Below are 11,725 nucleotides of genomic sequence, written 5' to 3'. Positions count from 1 at the left end.
TTTCAGTCTCCATCGAGACCGGACAGAAGCGCCATCGCCTTGAGCGTAAAGCTCCCCTTTGCGACGATAGTGTCATCAGGCTTGAGATCTCCGGACACCACGCTCTGCTCTGGCCCTTCGAGGAGCACACGAACGGGAACAGGTTGAAACGTATCGGCGCCGGTCTGCCGGTACACCACCATATGCCCGTCGACATTCTGCGGGGCGGCGGACGGCACGATCAGACCGCTGGCCTGCTCCTGCGCAGGAAGCCAGGCATTGAGCTGGGTGCCGGGCCGGAATCTCCGACGCGGATCCGAAAATGTCGCGACAACCTTCACCAGCCCAGTTTCGGGATCGGCAGTACCTTCAATGGTCTGAACCTTTGCCATCGCGGCTTGCGCGGGATCGGCTCCCACGGGCATGAACGTCATCTCAGTGCCAATTGAAATGTCTGATGCATCTTCGGGGCGGACGTTAGCCACGACCCATACGGTTTCCAGACTCGTAATCCTGATTACGACGTCTGTGGGCGAAATATCATTATCGACAGCCGTACCGACCTGTTCGACCATGCCATCAACCGGCGCGATCAGGACCGAATTTTCGAAGTCCACGATCCGTTCCGTTGGCGAGGTGAATTCTTCCTCAAGACGATGGGTCAGGGTTTTGACCGCAGCGTCCTGAAAGTGGACAGCGTTCTGCGCCTCGTGCATCACGGCAAGGCGACGCGACACTTCGCCCGCGGAGACTGTGGCCCCGGCCAATGACTTACCACGACGGTACGCCAGTGCAGTATCAGCGAGGTTGGCCTGGGCGCTGGCCAGACTAGCTTTCGCCTGGGCAAGCTGGAGATCGACGACATGCAATGAGTGATCAATATAGGAGACGAGCGTCTGGCCGACGGTGACTTGCTGGCCGGGCAGGACGGAGACCGCGCGGACTTTGCCATCGCCTGCCGGCCGTATGGACACGGAACGCGCGATGTTCTCCGTTACACTCGCCATCGCCTGAATTCGGGGTCTTACGGAGCCTTTTTTAACCTTGACGGTTTCAAGACCCTCGGCCTGCCGGGCTTCTGCATCCATGGTCACGGTCTGCTGCCACCCCTCTGTTTCTTCCGCCAAAGCCAGGTGAGGTAAAGCCACGAATAGGGCTGCGACAACGAGGATACAGGTCGATCTCATGGTATGTACCCCAAGGCGATAACAGTTCTGACGATCGCAATGCGATGATCGATTTCGGCCTGGCTGAAGGTCAGCAGGGCGTTATAGGCATCCATGCGGGCACGAAGCGCCTCTATGAGTGATGTTTCACCGGATCGCCACGACCGCTCCATGGCGTCCGCGCGCACAAGCATCTCGTGCGCGGCCTGAGCCGTACTGACGATCGAGGCCGATGTGTTTTTCAGATGTGCCTGGACGCGCGCCATCTCGGCCCTGACGGTCCTCTGGGTGGCGATCTCCTGCCGGATGGCGGTGGAAAGCGCACTCTGAGCGGCCGTTCTCACGGGAACCGATGTGACGTCACTTGGGATCGGCATCCTGAGACTGACCCCAACCTGCGTGTCCCATGGCGAACCGTACTGGCCCTGATTGATCACGCCGACGCCGATTTCCGGATTGGGCATATAACTGTGAGCGGCAAGATGATCCTGTTCCGTGGCGACCGTGACGCTCTGGTGAGCCGCACGCACGCGCGGGTCGTTCGCCTCGCTCCATGGCCGCGCGGTCGCTCGCAGGAATAGCGGCCAGTGCGTGTCGATTTCCGACAGACCGGCTTTCGTCGGATGGCCGGTCAGAATATCCAGATTGGCCTGGCCGGCCTCGACTTCCTCGTCGATGGCATTGCGATCGCTTTCCGAAAGAGCGATCCGCGCATCCACCGCCTGCTGTTCCGCCGATGTGCTTTCTCCTGCATGGCTCGATGCCCGCACGGCCCTGGCCATGCGTCGCAACGCAGCCAGTGTGGAATCCATGGCAGATCGCCGTCGCTCGGCGAGCAGGACAGCCCCGATGGCATCCGTGGCACGAATGGCCACCGCCATATGGGCGACATCCTTCTGTACTACAGCGGCCTGTGCATCGGCTTCAGCCACATGCTCAGTTGCCGTTCCTTGTCCTGGCAGCCAGAGAGGAACGGAGAGACCCACCTGTGTCGTGCGGTACGCATAGTTACGGCCGCTGGGTCTGTCGTCATAATATTGAGCATCGACCGATGGCCCACCTGCGAACCAGGATTTCGCGGCACGCTGGCGTTTCTTTGCCCCAGCTTCCTGAGTCGCGAGATCATTCTGGGCAGGATCATTCGTCCATGCTGCTGCGATGACATCATGCAAGGTGGCGGGAATCGCTGTCGTATCGTCGGCTGTGGCCACGCCACCCGACACCAAAGCCATTGCGAGGCTCGCCGCCACAGATTTCCACCGACACCGAACACAACACACGGACATTCGACTGAAAATTCTCATAATATTTTACGATGTTGCATCGAGGCTGCGGGAGCGCAGCAGCCTCAGCGCGTTGAGGGTGACGAGAACGGTTGCCCCGGTATCGGCCGCAATGGCGATCCAGAGCCCTGTCAGCCCCGCGATGGTGGCAATCAGGAACACTCCTTTCAGCCCAAGAGCGATCGAGACATTTTGACGAACATTTCGCATGGTCGAACGGGCGAGGCGGATCAGCGCTGGAATATCGGAGACTCTGTTCCGCAGGATGGCGGCGTCGGCTGCCTCCAGGGCAACATCGGTCCCCGAGCCGATTGCGACCCCGACAGTTGCCTGTTTGAGTGCAGGCGCGTCGTTGATGCCATCTCCGACCATCATAACACCGCCCTGCGCGGCCAGAGCCCGTATTTCGGCCAACTTCTGCTCCGGCAGCAGTTCGGCCTTGTAATGCGCCCCCAGCATTGAGGCGATCGCGGCGGCTGTCCGGCTATTGTCGCCCGTCAGGATGACCGGCGTAATACCGAGGTTGCGTAACTGGCGCATGGCTTCTGCCGCGTCCGCGCGCGGCTCGTCACGGAGGGCAATCAACGCGAGTGCCTTGTCACCATACAAGACGGCAACGGTTTTTCCTTCCGCCTCAAGTTCGGTGGCACGTGCGGTGTCAGTAGCTGACAACGCGCCGTCGCGTACCGCCTGAAGGGGGCTGGAGATCGTGAAATCCATTCCGTCAATGCGGCCTGTCACCCCTCTTCCGGGAATTGCCCTGCTCTCCTGTGCAACGGGAATGTCGATACCCGGCCCGTTACTCTGGGCTCGGCGCAGGATAGCCTGGGCCAATGGATGGCTGGACGCGCCTTCAACGGCGGCGGCGACAGCAAGAACCTGAGTTTCGGGCAAGCTGTCCAGCACGATGATGTCGGTGACGTCAGGCCGTCCCAGTGTGAGGGTTCCAGTCTTGTCGAGTGCGACTGTCTTCACCCGCGCAGTGGCCTCGATGACCGCTCCTCCCTTGATGAGCAGCCCGTTATGTGCCCCCAGGGCCAGCGCGGACGCTATGGCTGCGGGAACCGATATGACGAGCGCGCAGGGGCAACCAATCAGCAGAAGGGACAACCCGCGATAAACCCAGACCGACCAAGCCTGAGCAAACGCCAGTGGGGGAAGGCATACGACGACCGCCGAAAGCACGACGATCGTCGGCATGTACCAACGGCTGAAGCGGTCGATGAACCGTTGAGTCGGTGCGCGTGCCTCCTCGGCCTGCTCTACAAGATGGATGATGCGGGAGATGGTGTTGTCCGCCGCAGTGCGGGTCACGCGAACCCGCAACGCAGCTTCCGTGTTGACCGAGCCGGCGAAGACGGCATCCGTCGGCCCACGCGACACTGGCACGCTCTCACCAGTGACCGGACTTTCATCAATGCCACTTACGCCGGAAATAATCTCTCCATCCGCCGGAATGCGGTCTCCCGGCCGGACCAGGACCACATCGCCTAGTCGGAGTTCGACAGCAGGAACCTCCCGGATACCGGCAGTGTCTTCGCGCAAGGCGATTTTCGGTACCAACGCTCCGAGCGCGCGGATACCATCACGGGCATGACTGACGGCAACGCCCTCAAGGAGTTCCCCGACCGCGAAGAGGAAGACGACGAGTGCAGCCTCCTGGGCCGCGCCGATAAATAGCGCACCGATCGCCGCGATCATCATCAGGGCTTCGATGGAAAACGGCTGAGCAACCCGGAGCGAGGCTAAGGCGCGGCGGGCAACCGGAAAAAGCCCTACCAGGCAGGCCCCGACAAATGGCCAGGGTTTCATCTCGTTTGGTGCGATCAGGCTGATACCCCAGGCCAGCACCAACAAAATACCGGTCGTGACAACAAGTCGTCCCTTTCCGGTTTTATACCAGGGCGTATCAGGCGCGCCGGCGTCATTCGTCGCATCCTGAGCAAATACAATGTCAGCTACAGTGGCAGGATTGAGGCGCCGGATACCATATCCCAGGCTCCTGACCATCTCTTCGACTTTGGTCACGGAAATCGCATTCTCATCCATGGTCAGTCGCAGTTTCTGAGACACCAGGGAAATCTCTACATTCTGGACGCCTGCGATTTGACCAAGCGCGCCCTTCACCTTGCTGACACAAGCAGCACAGTCCATGCCCGTGACATCCCACTCGCGCCTGTCCGGCATCCGGATTCTCCTGTTCACCCAGCAGCGAATCCGTTATCTACTTCCTCTAGTCGCTAGAGGTTCAAGGGGGCTTTTATGTTCAGTATCGGAAAATTATCCGGGTCAACTGGCGTCAAGGTGCCGACCATCCGCTATTACGAGCAGATCGGCATCCTTGAGGAGCCCGACCGAAGTGAAGGAGGGCAGCGTGTCTATGGAGAGGAAGCAAAAGAGCGCCTGAGTTTTATTCGCCATGCGCGGGAACTTGGATTTTCACTAGATGAAATCCGTGAATTACTAGATCTTGCTGACGATCCCAATCAAAACTGTATGGCCGCATATGAGATAGCAAAACGCCAATTGATCGAGGTCAGGAACCGTATTGCCCGCCTGACGGCTCTCCAGGGCGAATTGCAACGCATGTTGGATCAGTGTTCATGCAACACAATCGGGACCTGTCGGATCATTCAGGTCCTGAGCGATCATTCTTTATGCACGTCAGAACATCTCGGCACGGAGGCAGGGTGCAAAGCGTCGTAAACAAATCATCGAGTATCGCAAACGGGTCGCAGCATGCAGGAGTAGTCCCCATGAACCGCACCATAAAGACCGCATGGGGCACACTTGCCGTCAGTCTGGTCGTTCTGGCCCTGAAGCTTGCCGCCTACTGGATGACGGGCAGCATCGCGCTTTACTCGGATGCGCTGGAAACAATCGTCAATGTAGCGGCCGCCGTCGGCGCGCTTATCGCCCTGTGGGTCAGCGCACAACCCGCAGACGCAAACCATCCCTATGGCCACCAGAAAGCGGAATATCTGAGCGCGATCATCGAGGGTGGCCTCGTGCTCGCAACGGCAATTCTGATCTTCCAGGAAGCCTGGATCGGCTGGCAGCACCCGAAAGCACCGGACACGCCGCTTCTGGGCTTGGCCCTGAATGGCAGCGCCGGGGTTATAAACCTGTTCTGGGCGCTGCTACTGATCCGCAATGGCAAGCAGTGGAAGTCGCCCGCGCTCGTCGCGGGCGGCCGGCACATCCTGACGGACGTCTGGACGACCATTGCGGTCCTGATCGCTTTTGCGCTGATCCCGGTGACTGGTTGGCTCCGGCTTGACCCGGCCATCGGCGGCCTGGTCGCAGTCAATATCCTTTGGGCAGGTTATGGTGTCGTGCGGGAAGCCGTCGCCGGGCTGATGGATGAAGTCTCCGATCCCGAATTGATTTCACGCCTGGACCGGACGATCGCAGGGAATGCATCAGGGGCGATCGAAGCCCACGACGTGCGGGCGCGTGTCGCGGGCAACACGACATTCATTGAATTTCATCTCGTGGTCCCGACGGGGATGACCGTCGGCAGGGCGCATGAGATCTGCGACCACATCGAGCACGCACTCAGGACACAGCTCGGGCAGGCTGTGATCAACATTCACATCGAGCCCGAGGAGAAGGCGAAGCATGGCGACGTCATCATTCTGGACCGACACGCACACGTCAAAAATCGCGAAGAACTGATTTAGCCGCAGCAGGACTTTCGCTCGGCCTGAACCGCCGGGCGCGGAGCCGCTCCGTGATCCGCAGCGTATCCACTCCAAAGCCGCGTTTGCCAAACCTTGTGGTGTCTGCCCCGTGGCGGCATCGAACTGGCCACCTCTAAATGGGTCAATTGGATCAATAATCGTTGCCTTCTGTCATCCATTGGAAACATCCCGCCAGAAGTGGCTGAGGCACGTTTCCATGCACAACAGAAATCGCATGCATTGGCCGCTTAAACCGGATAGAAAACGTCTCCGAAAACCCGGGGCCATTCAAATGGCGGGATATGGTGATCGTGGAGTGGCTGCTTCACGATCCTGACTGGAAAGTATGTAACAGTGGGGTTTGTGCTACCTTTCATCATCTATGTCGTCGCGGGTTTTGCAGAGATCGGCGGATGCTTCGCCTTCTGGAGCTGGCTCCGGCTGGGGCGTTCGCCGCTGGTTCTCGTTCCGGGCATGGTGTCGCTGGTCCTGTTCGCCTTTCTGCTGACCCGTATCGATACGGATACGGCGGGGCGGGCCTATGCAGCCTATGGCGGCGTCTACATCACCGCCTCGCTCATGTGGATGCGACTGGTCGAGGGGCGCACCCCGGACCGGTGGGAGATTGTTGGTGCCCTAGTGTGCCTCGGCGGGGCCAGCCTGATCCTGTTCGCGCCCCGGACGTAAATTGAGGGGGCTATGCTGCCGCGCGGTGCTCATTGCGCGCGGCCTGCCAGACTTCGCGGGCGGCGTCGGCGTTCATCGCGGCGATACCGAGCCCGACAAGTAGGTCCGGCCATGCGGCGTGCCACAGAAAGGCCGTGACCAGGCCTGCGACGATGATCGCGATATTGGCCAGCACGTCGTTGCGCGCCGACAGGAAGGCAGCGCGCGTCAGACTGCCTGCATGATAGCGATAGCGGGTCAGCATGAGCGCACAGGAGAAATTTACCACAAGCGCCCCCAATCCTGTCACCGACAGGACGAGCGGCTGGGGCGGTGTCGGAAGATTGAATTTTTGCCATGCGGTCCAGAGCGTCGCGAGCGCCGGAACCAGCAGGATAGCGGCAAGGGCCATTCCGACCCGCGCCCGGCTGCGCGCCGTCCAGCCGAGTGCCGCTACGATCAGGAAATTGACGGAGGCGTCTTCCAGGAAATCGACGCTATCCGCGAACAGGGAGACCGAGCCGATGGCAAGCGCTACCGTGAATTCGATGCCAAAATAGGCAAGATTCAGAAGTCCCACGAGAGAGATGACCCGTCGCAGGGTGCCGGCCATGTCGTTCGGTGGTGTGGAATTCATCGTTTTTATCTCTTTCGTTCTATCAGGTTTCTCCCATCCGAAGATGGATTATAGGCGAAGATCAGACCGCACTTTCGCAGCATGCGCGGTTCCCCGCCGGCTCGATGGTGGCAAGTTCGTCAAGAATCACGCACTCGGAGCCGGGACCGCCGGCGCATTGTGCGTCGCAGGTCGCGACGAACCCGGCGATGCTTTTCTCGAGCGCCTTCAATTCGCGCAACTTCGCCCGGACGTCCATCAGGTGAGTATGCGCGAGGTCGCGGGCTTCCGCACAGGATCGCGTACGGTCCTGTACCAATTCGACCAATGCCCGAACCTGATCGATCGAAAAGCCAAACGCCCGGCAGCGCCGAATGAAGGTAAGCCGTCGAACATCGTCTTCAGCATAACGCCGCTGATTGCCTTCCTGTCGTTCCGGACGTGGAAGCAGGCCGATCTCTTCATAATAGCGGATCGTGGGGGCATTGGTACGGGTGCGCTCGGCCAACTCGCCGATCTTGTATCCGGGCATGGGGGGAAACTCGCGTAAAAAATATCTTGAACCTCAAGTTACTTGAACTCGTAAACAAGCGCCAGACCGTCACGCGAACGGGCGGAACGGCATCGAAGTAGTATCGTGACGAAGCCAAACGAGCCTGCCCCACTTGCCTGCACACTGGAGAACAGCGATCTGGCGAGGCGGCTGGAGTGGATCGCCAGTCTCAACGCCAGGGCGCTTCGGTCAGCGCACCGAGATGGTCTTCATCTCGTGCTGGATTATGATCCTGCCGCACGGGACGATATCGCGCGTATGGTCGAAGGCGAACGAACCTGTTGCGCGTTCCTCGCGTTTGACATCGCTGAACGTATGGATGCGCTGACTCTGACGATTACTGCCCCGGAGTATGCGCGTGAGGCTGCGGAAACGCTGCTTGAGCAGTTTGCGTCGCGCAGTCAGCCAGCAACCGCGCCGATGAAAAAGACCTGCGGGTGCGCGGCGGAGTGCGGCGCATGAGCGAGGCGAGCGCATCGGGAAACAAGGCGGCCAGCGCGGTTGCCATGACGGCGTCCAGTGCGGCGCTGGCCTGCGGCGTGTGCTGCGTCGTGCCGCTCGCGCTGCCGGCCGCGATCCTCGGGTCAGTAGGCGGTATTCTCGCCTGGTTCGCCAACGCCTATCGCTGGCTGACGCCGGTCGCGATCCTGGCGGTTGCTGTCGGTTGGTTCTGGGTGGGTTATCAGGCGTACCGGACAGGACACAGGCCTGGCTGGCAGACGCTCGGCATCATGGGGTTCGCCACGATCATGGGGTGTCTTGCATGGCTCTGGCCACGGATCGAGCCGGTGGCGATTGGGTTCTTGCGCGGGTAGCCTGCCGCGGATCGGACGCCATTATTGGACCCACGCCAAGACCTTAACCGCCTCCCGGAACGATACGTCACGGGTTGGGCGTGCTTCCGATCGCAGAGGCACCCAGCATATCGAGCACCGGGCAAGTCAGGGCCTCCGACTCACGGCATTGTTCGATGCTTGTTGTCAGGAGCGATGCGAGCCGTTGCAGGTCGGAGATCTTGCTCTGGATGTCGCCCAGATGAGCTATGGCGAGTGTTCTGACCTCGTCGCAGGAGGGTAGGCCGGGTTCTGCCAAGGCGAGCAGGGTTCTGATTTCCTCGATGTCGAAACCAAGATCCCGCGCGCGTCGGACGAATGACAGGCGCCTGACATCCTCGGCCCGATAATGGCGATAGCCATTACGCGCCCTTCGCGGCGCGGGAATGAGGCCGATGCGCTCATAGTAGCGCACCGTCTCCAGATGAACGCCGGTTTCCGATGCCAGCTTGCCGATCGTGATGGCGACCATGCGTCACTCCTGCTCTTGAGTCCGTAGCCACTACGGGGTGTAGCATGAAGCGCGACGCAATGGGAAAGTGACGATCATGGATGAGACGGCGGACCTGCCTCAACGAACATCACGTAGCCGCATGGGCATGGAAAGAGGTGGAGTCCTGTGTGTCGCGGGCGGTATGGCCGCCGGTGTGGGTGCGCTGATCGCGTCGTCCTGCTGCCTCATTCCGCTCGCCTTCGCTTCTCTGGGCGCCGGTGCGGGGGTTTTCAGTGTTCTGTCGAGACTTGCGCCATGGCGCGTGCCATTGATTGCGCTGGCGGTCGCGGCGCTGGTCAGCGCCTGGGCGCTCAATCGGCGGCAGGCCAGGGTCTGTTGTGCGGGTGTGGAAAGTGGGTCTATCCGGCGACGCATCGGGGTTATCCAGATGCTATCCTTTGCCACCGCGCTCATCGTGCTGGCGGCATTGGTGTGGCCACGCCTGGAACCCGTCCTGCTCAGGAGCCTGTCTGTAAGATGATTCGGCCTGCCTCGCTTCTGACCTGTCCCGCATGTGGCCAGCAATCACTGGAAACCATGCCGACCGATGCCTGCCAGTTCTTTTACGATTGCCCGCATTGTGGCGTCGTCTTGAAACCGAAGCCGGGGGATTGCTGCGTCTTCTGCTCCTATGGCGACGTTCCTTGCCCGCCGGTTCAGGAACATGGGCGACTGGCATGCTGCGGAGACGGTTCGACATAGACCTGGGGCGGCAGCGGCGATGAAGTAATGGTGTCGTCCTGGCCAGTAATGTGACGATCGCCGTTTGACGGTGCGGTCCATGCATCGTGTATCCATTTGGAAAACCGGCACGTTATCATCAAAATCGAAGCGTAGAGCGCGGGCGGTAGTCTGCTCATCGCTTGCAGCGGGGCCCATTCTCGATTGAGCCACCGTGCGGTAGGATCGGGCCATGAACCGCATTGGCATCCTTTTCGCATTATTGTCCGCGATCCTGTTTGGAGCCAGCACACCGTTCGCCAAGCTTCTCCTTGGCTCCGTCGATCCGTGGATGATGGCCGGGCTGCTCTATCTCGGTTCCGGGATCGGTCTGGCGGCGGTGCATCTGTTGCGCTGGATGCGTGGACGCCCCGTTGCGGAAGCGCCGTTGCGGCGTGGGGACTTGCCCTGGTTGGCGTTGGTGATCCTGGCGGGTGGGATTGCCGGCCCATTGCTGTTGATGCTGGGGCTGGCGCGCACCGACGCGGCCAGCGCGTCGCTGTTGCTCAATCTCGAAGGGCTGGCGACGATGGGGATTGCCTGGATCGTATTCCGCGAGAACGTGGACCGGCGGCTTCTGCTGGGCGCCTTCGCCATTCTCTCGGGCGCCGCGTTATTATCATGGCAGGGGCATGCGATGCTTGACCAGGGCGCCCTGTTCATCGCAGCGGCCTGCCTGTGCTGGGGGATCGACAACAACTTGACCGGCAAACTTTCTGCGGCCGATCCGATGCAGATCGCAATGCTCAAGGGGCTGGTCGCAGGGACGGTCAATCTTCTGCTGGCGTTCGGGAGGGGCGGTGTCCTGCCGACTGTCGGGGGACTCGGCGCCGCTGGAGCCGTGGGGTTCATGGGTTACGGGGTGAGCCTTGTCCTGTTCGTGCTGGCCCTGCGCCATCTCGGTGCCGCGCGCACGGGGGCCTATTTCTCGCTTGCGCCGTTCGTCGGCGCGCTGCTGGCGGTTGTGGTGCTCCACGATCCCTTGTCGCTGAGGTTGCTGATCGCCGGCGGCCTGATGGGTTTCGGGTTGTGGCTCCACCTGTCGGAGCGCCACGATCACGAGCATGCGCACGAGGCCATGGAACATGAGCACCGGCATCGCCATGACGAACACCATCAGCATGCGCACGGGCCTGGCGATCCGACGGGCGAACCGCACACGCATCGGCACCGGCACATGCCGATGGTCCATCGGCATCCGCATTATCCCGACCTGCATCATCGGCACGGCCACGCTCACTGACGCGGTGCCAACGCCTCAATGATACGGCAGTCGGCGACGGTGCCATGGTGGCATTGCCCGATCATCGCGACCAGTTCCCGACGCAGGGCCTGCAAGTCACGCATCTTGCCGTCGATCTCCGCCAGATGCGTGCGGGCGATGACGTCGTTCTTCGCGACGTGCGGGGAACGCATCCGGGAATGCCCTTCTTGGCATTGAAAACAGTCGGGACAATGCCAACGTCGTCATGGTTCGTGCGGATCGCCATGGCGGGCCGCATCATTGCCTCATGGGAGGCCGTCATGATGACAAACTGCATGCAGGGCATGGGATGGGGCATGGGCCTGTTCGGCCTGCTCACGCTGATCGTGCTCGTGCTCGCGATCGCGGCACTGGTCAAGTATCTGTGGTGCGCGGAGGGATGGAGGACGCGGATCGGCCGAGTCCCTTCCGCAGATCGGACATTCAAGTGAGTTGCCCGGCCTCGCGTGGCGAGGGATGTCCCAGCCCA

General features: G+C 60.9%; 16 protein-coding genes. 9 read left to right on the top strand and 7 right to left on the bottom strand.

Annotated features, from left to right (window positions below):
• Nucleotides 1-2: 2 nt before the first annotated feature.
• The 3 genes from GOB93_RS00765 to GOB93_RS00755 form a co-directional block, all read right to left on the bottom strand.
• Nucleotides 3-1,166, bottom strand: a complete 1,164-nt coding sequence (locus GOB93_RS00765) for an efflux RND transporter periplasmic adaptor subunit (RefSeq protein ID WP_018308111.1) — start codon at nucleotides 1,164-1,166, stop codon at nucleotides 3-5.
• A complete protein-coding gene (locus tag GOB93_RS00760; protein WP_010666082.1) occupies nucleotides 1,163-2,377 on the bottom strand; it encodes a TolC family protein in 1,215 nt (404 codons plus the stop codon). Before GOB93_RS00760 ends, GOB93_RS00765 begins: the two co-directional genes overlap by 4 nt.
• 78 nt (nucleotides 2,378-2,455) lie before the next feature.
• Complete coding sequence (locus GOB93_RS00755) at nucleotides 2,456-4,615, bottom strand: heavy metal translocating P-type ATPase (protein WP_010666083.1); 2,160 nt, start codon at nucleotides 4,613-4,615, stop codon at nucleotides 2,456-2,458.
• Between the two features lie 75 nt (nucleotides 4,616-4,690).
• Between GOB93_RS00755 and GOB93_RS00750 the strand changes: the two genes are divergently transcribed.
• The 3 genes from GOB93_RS00750 (at nucleotide 4,691) to GOB93_RS00740 (ending at nucleotide 6,798) form a co-directional block, all read left to right on the top strand.
• Nucleotides 4,691-5,134 carry a MerR family transcriptional regulator gene (locus GOB93_RS00750; protein ID WP_010666084.1) on the top strand — a complete coding sequence of 148 codons (444 nt, stop codon included), beginning with the start codon at nucleotides 4,691-4,693 and terminating at the stop codon, nucleotides 5,132-5,134.
• A gap of 50 nt (nucleotides 5,135-5,184) precedes the next feature.
• Nucleotides 5,185-6,111, top strand: coding sequence for a cation diffusion facilitator family transporter (locus GOB93_RS00745; RefSeq protein ID WP_018308112.1), 927 nt, complete (start codon nucleotides 5,185-5,187; stop codon nucleotides 6,109-6,111).
• Nucleotides 6,112-6,474: 363 nt separating this feature from the next.
• The gene (locus tag GOB93_RS00740) at nucleotides 6,475-6,798 is read left to right on the top strand and encodes a YnfA family protein (protein ID WP_023979793.1); all 324 of its coding nucleotides are present in this window, start codon (nucleotides 6,475-6,477) and stop codon (nucleotides 6,796-6,798) included.
• A gap of 10 nt (nucleotides 6,799-6,808) precedes the next feature.
• On the opposite strand, the gene GOB93_RS00735 is transcribed toward GOB93_RS00740, so the two are convergent.
• On the bottom strand, nucleotides 6,809-7,414 hold the full coding sequence (locus GOB93_RS00735; RefSeq protein WP_010667497.1) for a cation transporter: 606 nt from the start codon (nucleotides 7,412-7,414) through the stop codon (nucleotides 6,809-6,811).
• Nucleotides 7,415-7,475: 61 nt separating this feature from the next.
• Nucleotides 7,476-7,925 carry a MerR family transcriptional regulator gene (locus GOB93_RS00730; RefSeq protein WP_010667496.1) on the bottom strand — a complete coding sequence of 150 codons (450 nt, stop codon included), beginning with the start codon at nucleotides 7,923-7,925 and terminating at the stop codon, nucleotides 7,476-7,478.
• 105 nt (nucleotides 7,926-8,030) lie between these two features.
• Between GOB93_RS00730 and GOB93_RS00725 the strand changes: the two genes are divergently transcribed.
• Both GOB93_RS00725 and GOB93_RS00720 read left to right on the top strand, forming a co-directional pair.
• Nucleotides 8,031-8,408, top strand: coding sequence for a hypothetical protein (locus GOB93_RS00725; protein ID WP_010667495.1), 378 nt, complete (start codon nucleotides 8,031-8,033; stop codon nucleotides 8,406-8,408).
• Nucleotides 8,405-8,761, top strand: a complete 357-nt coding sequence (locus GOB93_RS00720) for a hypothetical protein (protein WP_010667494.1) — start codon at nucleotides 8,405-8,407, stop codon at nucleotides 8,759-8,761. The genes GOB93_RS00725 and GOB93_RS00720 overlap by 4 nt, the downstream gene beginning before the upstream one ends.
• Nucleotides 8,762-8,828: 67 nt before the next feature.
• Here the strand turns inward: GOB93_RS00720 and GOB93_RS00715 are convergent, their stop codons facing one another.
• Nucleotides 8,829-9,251 carry a MerR family transcriptional regulator gene (locus tag GOB93_RS00715; protein ID WP_018308113.1) on the bottom strand — a complete coding sequence of 141 codons (423 nt, stop codon included), beginning with the start codon at nucleotides 9,249-9,251 and terminating at the stop codon, nucleotides 8,829-8,831.
• 76 nt (nucleotides 9,252-9,327) lie between these two features.
• Here GOB93_RS00715 and GOB93_RS00710 point away from each other — a divergent pair, with 76 nt between their 5' ends.
• The 3 genes from GOB93_RS00710 to GOB93_RS00705 all read left to right on the top strand — a co-directional run bounded on the left by GOB93_RS00710 (nucleotide 9,328) and on the right by GOB93_RS00705 (nucleotide 11,235).
• A complete protein-coding gene (locus tag GOB93_RS00710) occupies nucleotides 9,328-9,753 on the top strand; it encodes a hypothetical protein (RefSeq protein ID WP_231367962.1) in 426 nt (141 codons plus the stop codon).
• Nucleotides 9,750-9,974, top strand: coding sequence for a GDCCVxC domain-containing (seleno)protein (locus GOB93_RS21895; protein ID WP_035979039.1), 225 nt, complete (start codon nucleotides 9,750-9,752; stop codon nucleotides 9,972-9,974). Before GOB93_RS00710 ends, GOB93_RS21895 begins: the two co-directional genes overlap by 4 nt.
• 211 nt (nucleotides 9,975-10,185) lie before the next feature.
• The gene (locus GOB93_RS00705; RefSeq protein ID WP_010667673.1) at nucleotides 10,186-11,235 is read left to right on the top strand and encodes a DMT family transporter; all 1,050 of its coding nucleotides are present in this window, start codon (nucleotides 10,186-10,188) and stop codon (nucleotides 11,233-11,235) included.
• Here GOB93_RS00705 and GOB93_RS00700 read toward each other — a convergent pair.
• On the bottom strand, nucleotides 11,229-11,408 hold the full coding sequence (locus GOB93_RS00700) for a MerR family DNA-binding protein (RefSeq protein ID WP_010667674.1): 180 nt from the start codon (nucleotides 11,406-11,408) through the stop codon (nucleotides 11,229-11,231). The two genes, GOB93_RS00705 and GOB93_RS00700, sit on opposite strands and share 7 nt — an antisense overlap.
• Nucleotides 11,409-11,423: 15 nt before the next feature.
• Here GOB93_RS00700 and GOB93_RS00695 point away from each other — a divergent pair, with 15 nt between their 5' ends.
• On the top strand, nucleotides 11,424-11,687 hold the full coding sequence (locus GOB93_RS00695; RefSeq protein WP_231367963.1) for an SHOCT domain-containing protein: 264 nt from the start codon (nucleotides 11,424-11,426) through the stop codon (nucleotides 11,685-11,687).
• Nucleotides 11,688-11,725: the final 38 nt, after the last annotated feature.

The organism is Acetobacter musti (assembly GCF_011516835.1).
Taxonomy (GTDB): domain Bacteria; phylum Pseudomonadota; class Alphaproteobacteria; order Acetobacterales; family Acetobacteraceae; genus Acetobacter; species Acetobacter musti.
This window is presented reverse-complemented; position numbering and strand designations above follow the sequence as displayed.

Bases quoted from the DNA above. Each gene is read 5' to 3' on its own strand.
- GOB93_RS00765 (WP_018308111.1), bottom strand. From the start codon at position 1,166: ATGAGATCGACCTGTATCCTCGTTGTCGCAGCCCTATTCGTGGCTTTA.
- GOB93_RS00760 (WP_010666082.1), bottom strand. From the start codon at position 2,377: ATGGCTTTGGTGTCGGGTGGCGTGGCCACAGCCGACGATACGACAGCG.
- GOB93_RS00755 (WP_010666083.1), bottom strand. From the start codon at position 4,615: ATGCCGGACAGGCGCGAGTGGGATGTCACGGGCATGGACTGTGCTGCT.
- GOB93_RS00750 (WP_010666084.1), top strand. From the start codon at position 4,691: ATGTTCAGTATCGGAAAATTATCCGGGTCAACTGGCGTCAAGGTGCCG.
- GOB93_RS00745 (WP_018308112.1), top strand. From the start codon at position 5,185: ATGAACCGCACCATAAAGACCGCATGGGGCACACTTGCCGTCAGTCTG.
- GOB93_RS00735 (WP_010667497.1), bottom strand. From the start codon at position 7,414: ATGAATTCCACACCACCGAACGACATGGCCGGCACCCTGCGACGGGTC.
- GOB93_RS00730 (WP_010667496.1), bottom strand. From the start codon at position 7,925: ATGCCCGGATACAAGATCGGCGAGTTGGCCGAGCGCACCCGTACCAAT.
- GOB93_RS00720 (WP_010667494.1), top strand. From the start codon at position 8,405: ATGAGCGAGGCGAGCGCATCGGGAAACAAGGCGGCCAGCGCGGTTGCC.
- GOB93_RS00715 (WP_018308113.1), bottom strand. From the start codon at position 9,251: ATGGTCGCCATCACGATCGGCAAGCTGGCATCGGAAACCGGCGTTCAT.
- GOB93_RS00710 (WP_231367962.1), top strand. From the start codon at position 9,328: ATGGATGAGACGGCGGACCTGCCTCAACGAACATCACGTAGCCGCATG.
- GOB93_RS21895 (WP_035979039.1), top strand. From the start codon at position 9,750: ATGATTCGGCCTGCCTCGCTTCTGACCTGTCCCGCATGTGGCCAGCAA.
- GOB93_RS00705 (WP_010667673.1), top strand. From the start codon at position 10,186: ATGAACCGCATTGGCATCCTTTTCGCATTATTGTCCGCGATCCTGTTT.
- GOB93_RS00700 (WP_010667674.1), bottom strand. From the start codon at position 11,408: ATGCGTTCCCCGCACGTCGCGAAGAACGACGTCATCGCCCGCACGCAT.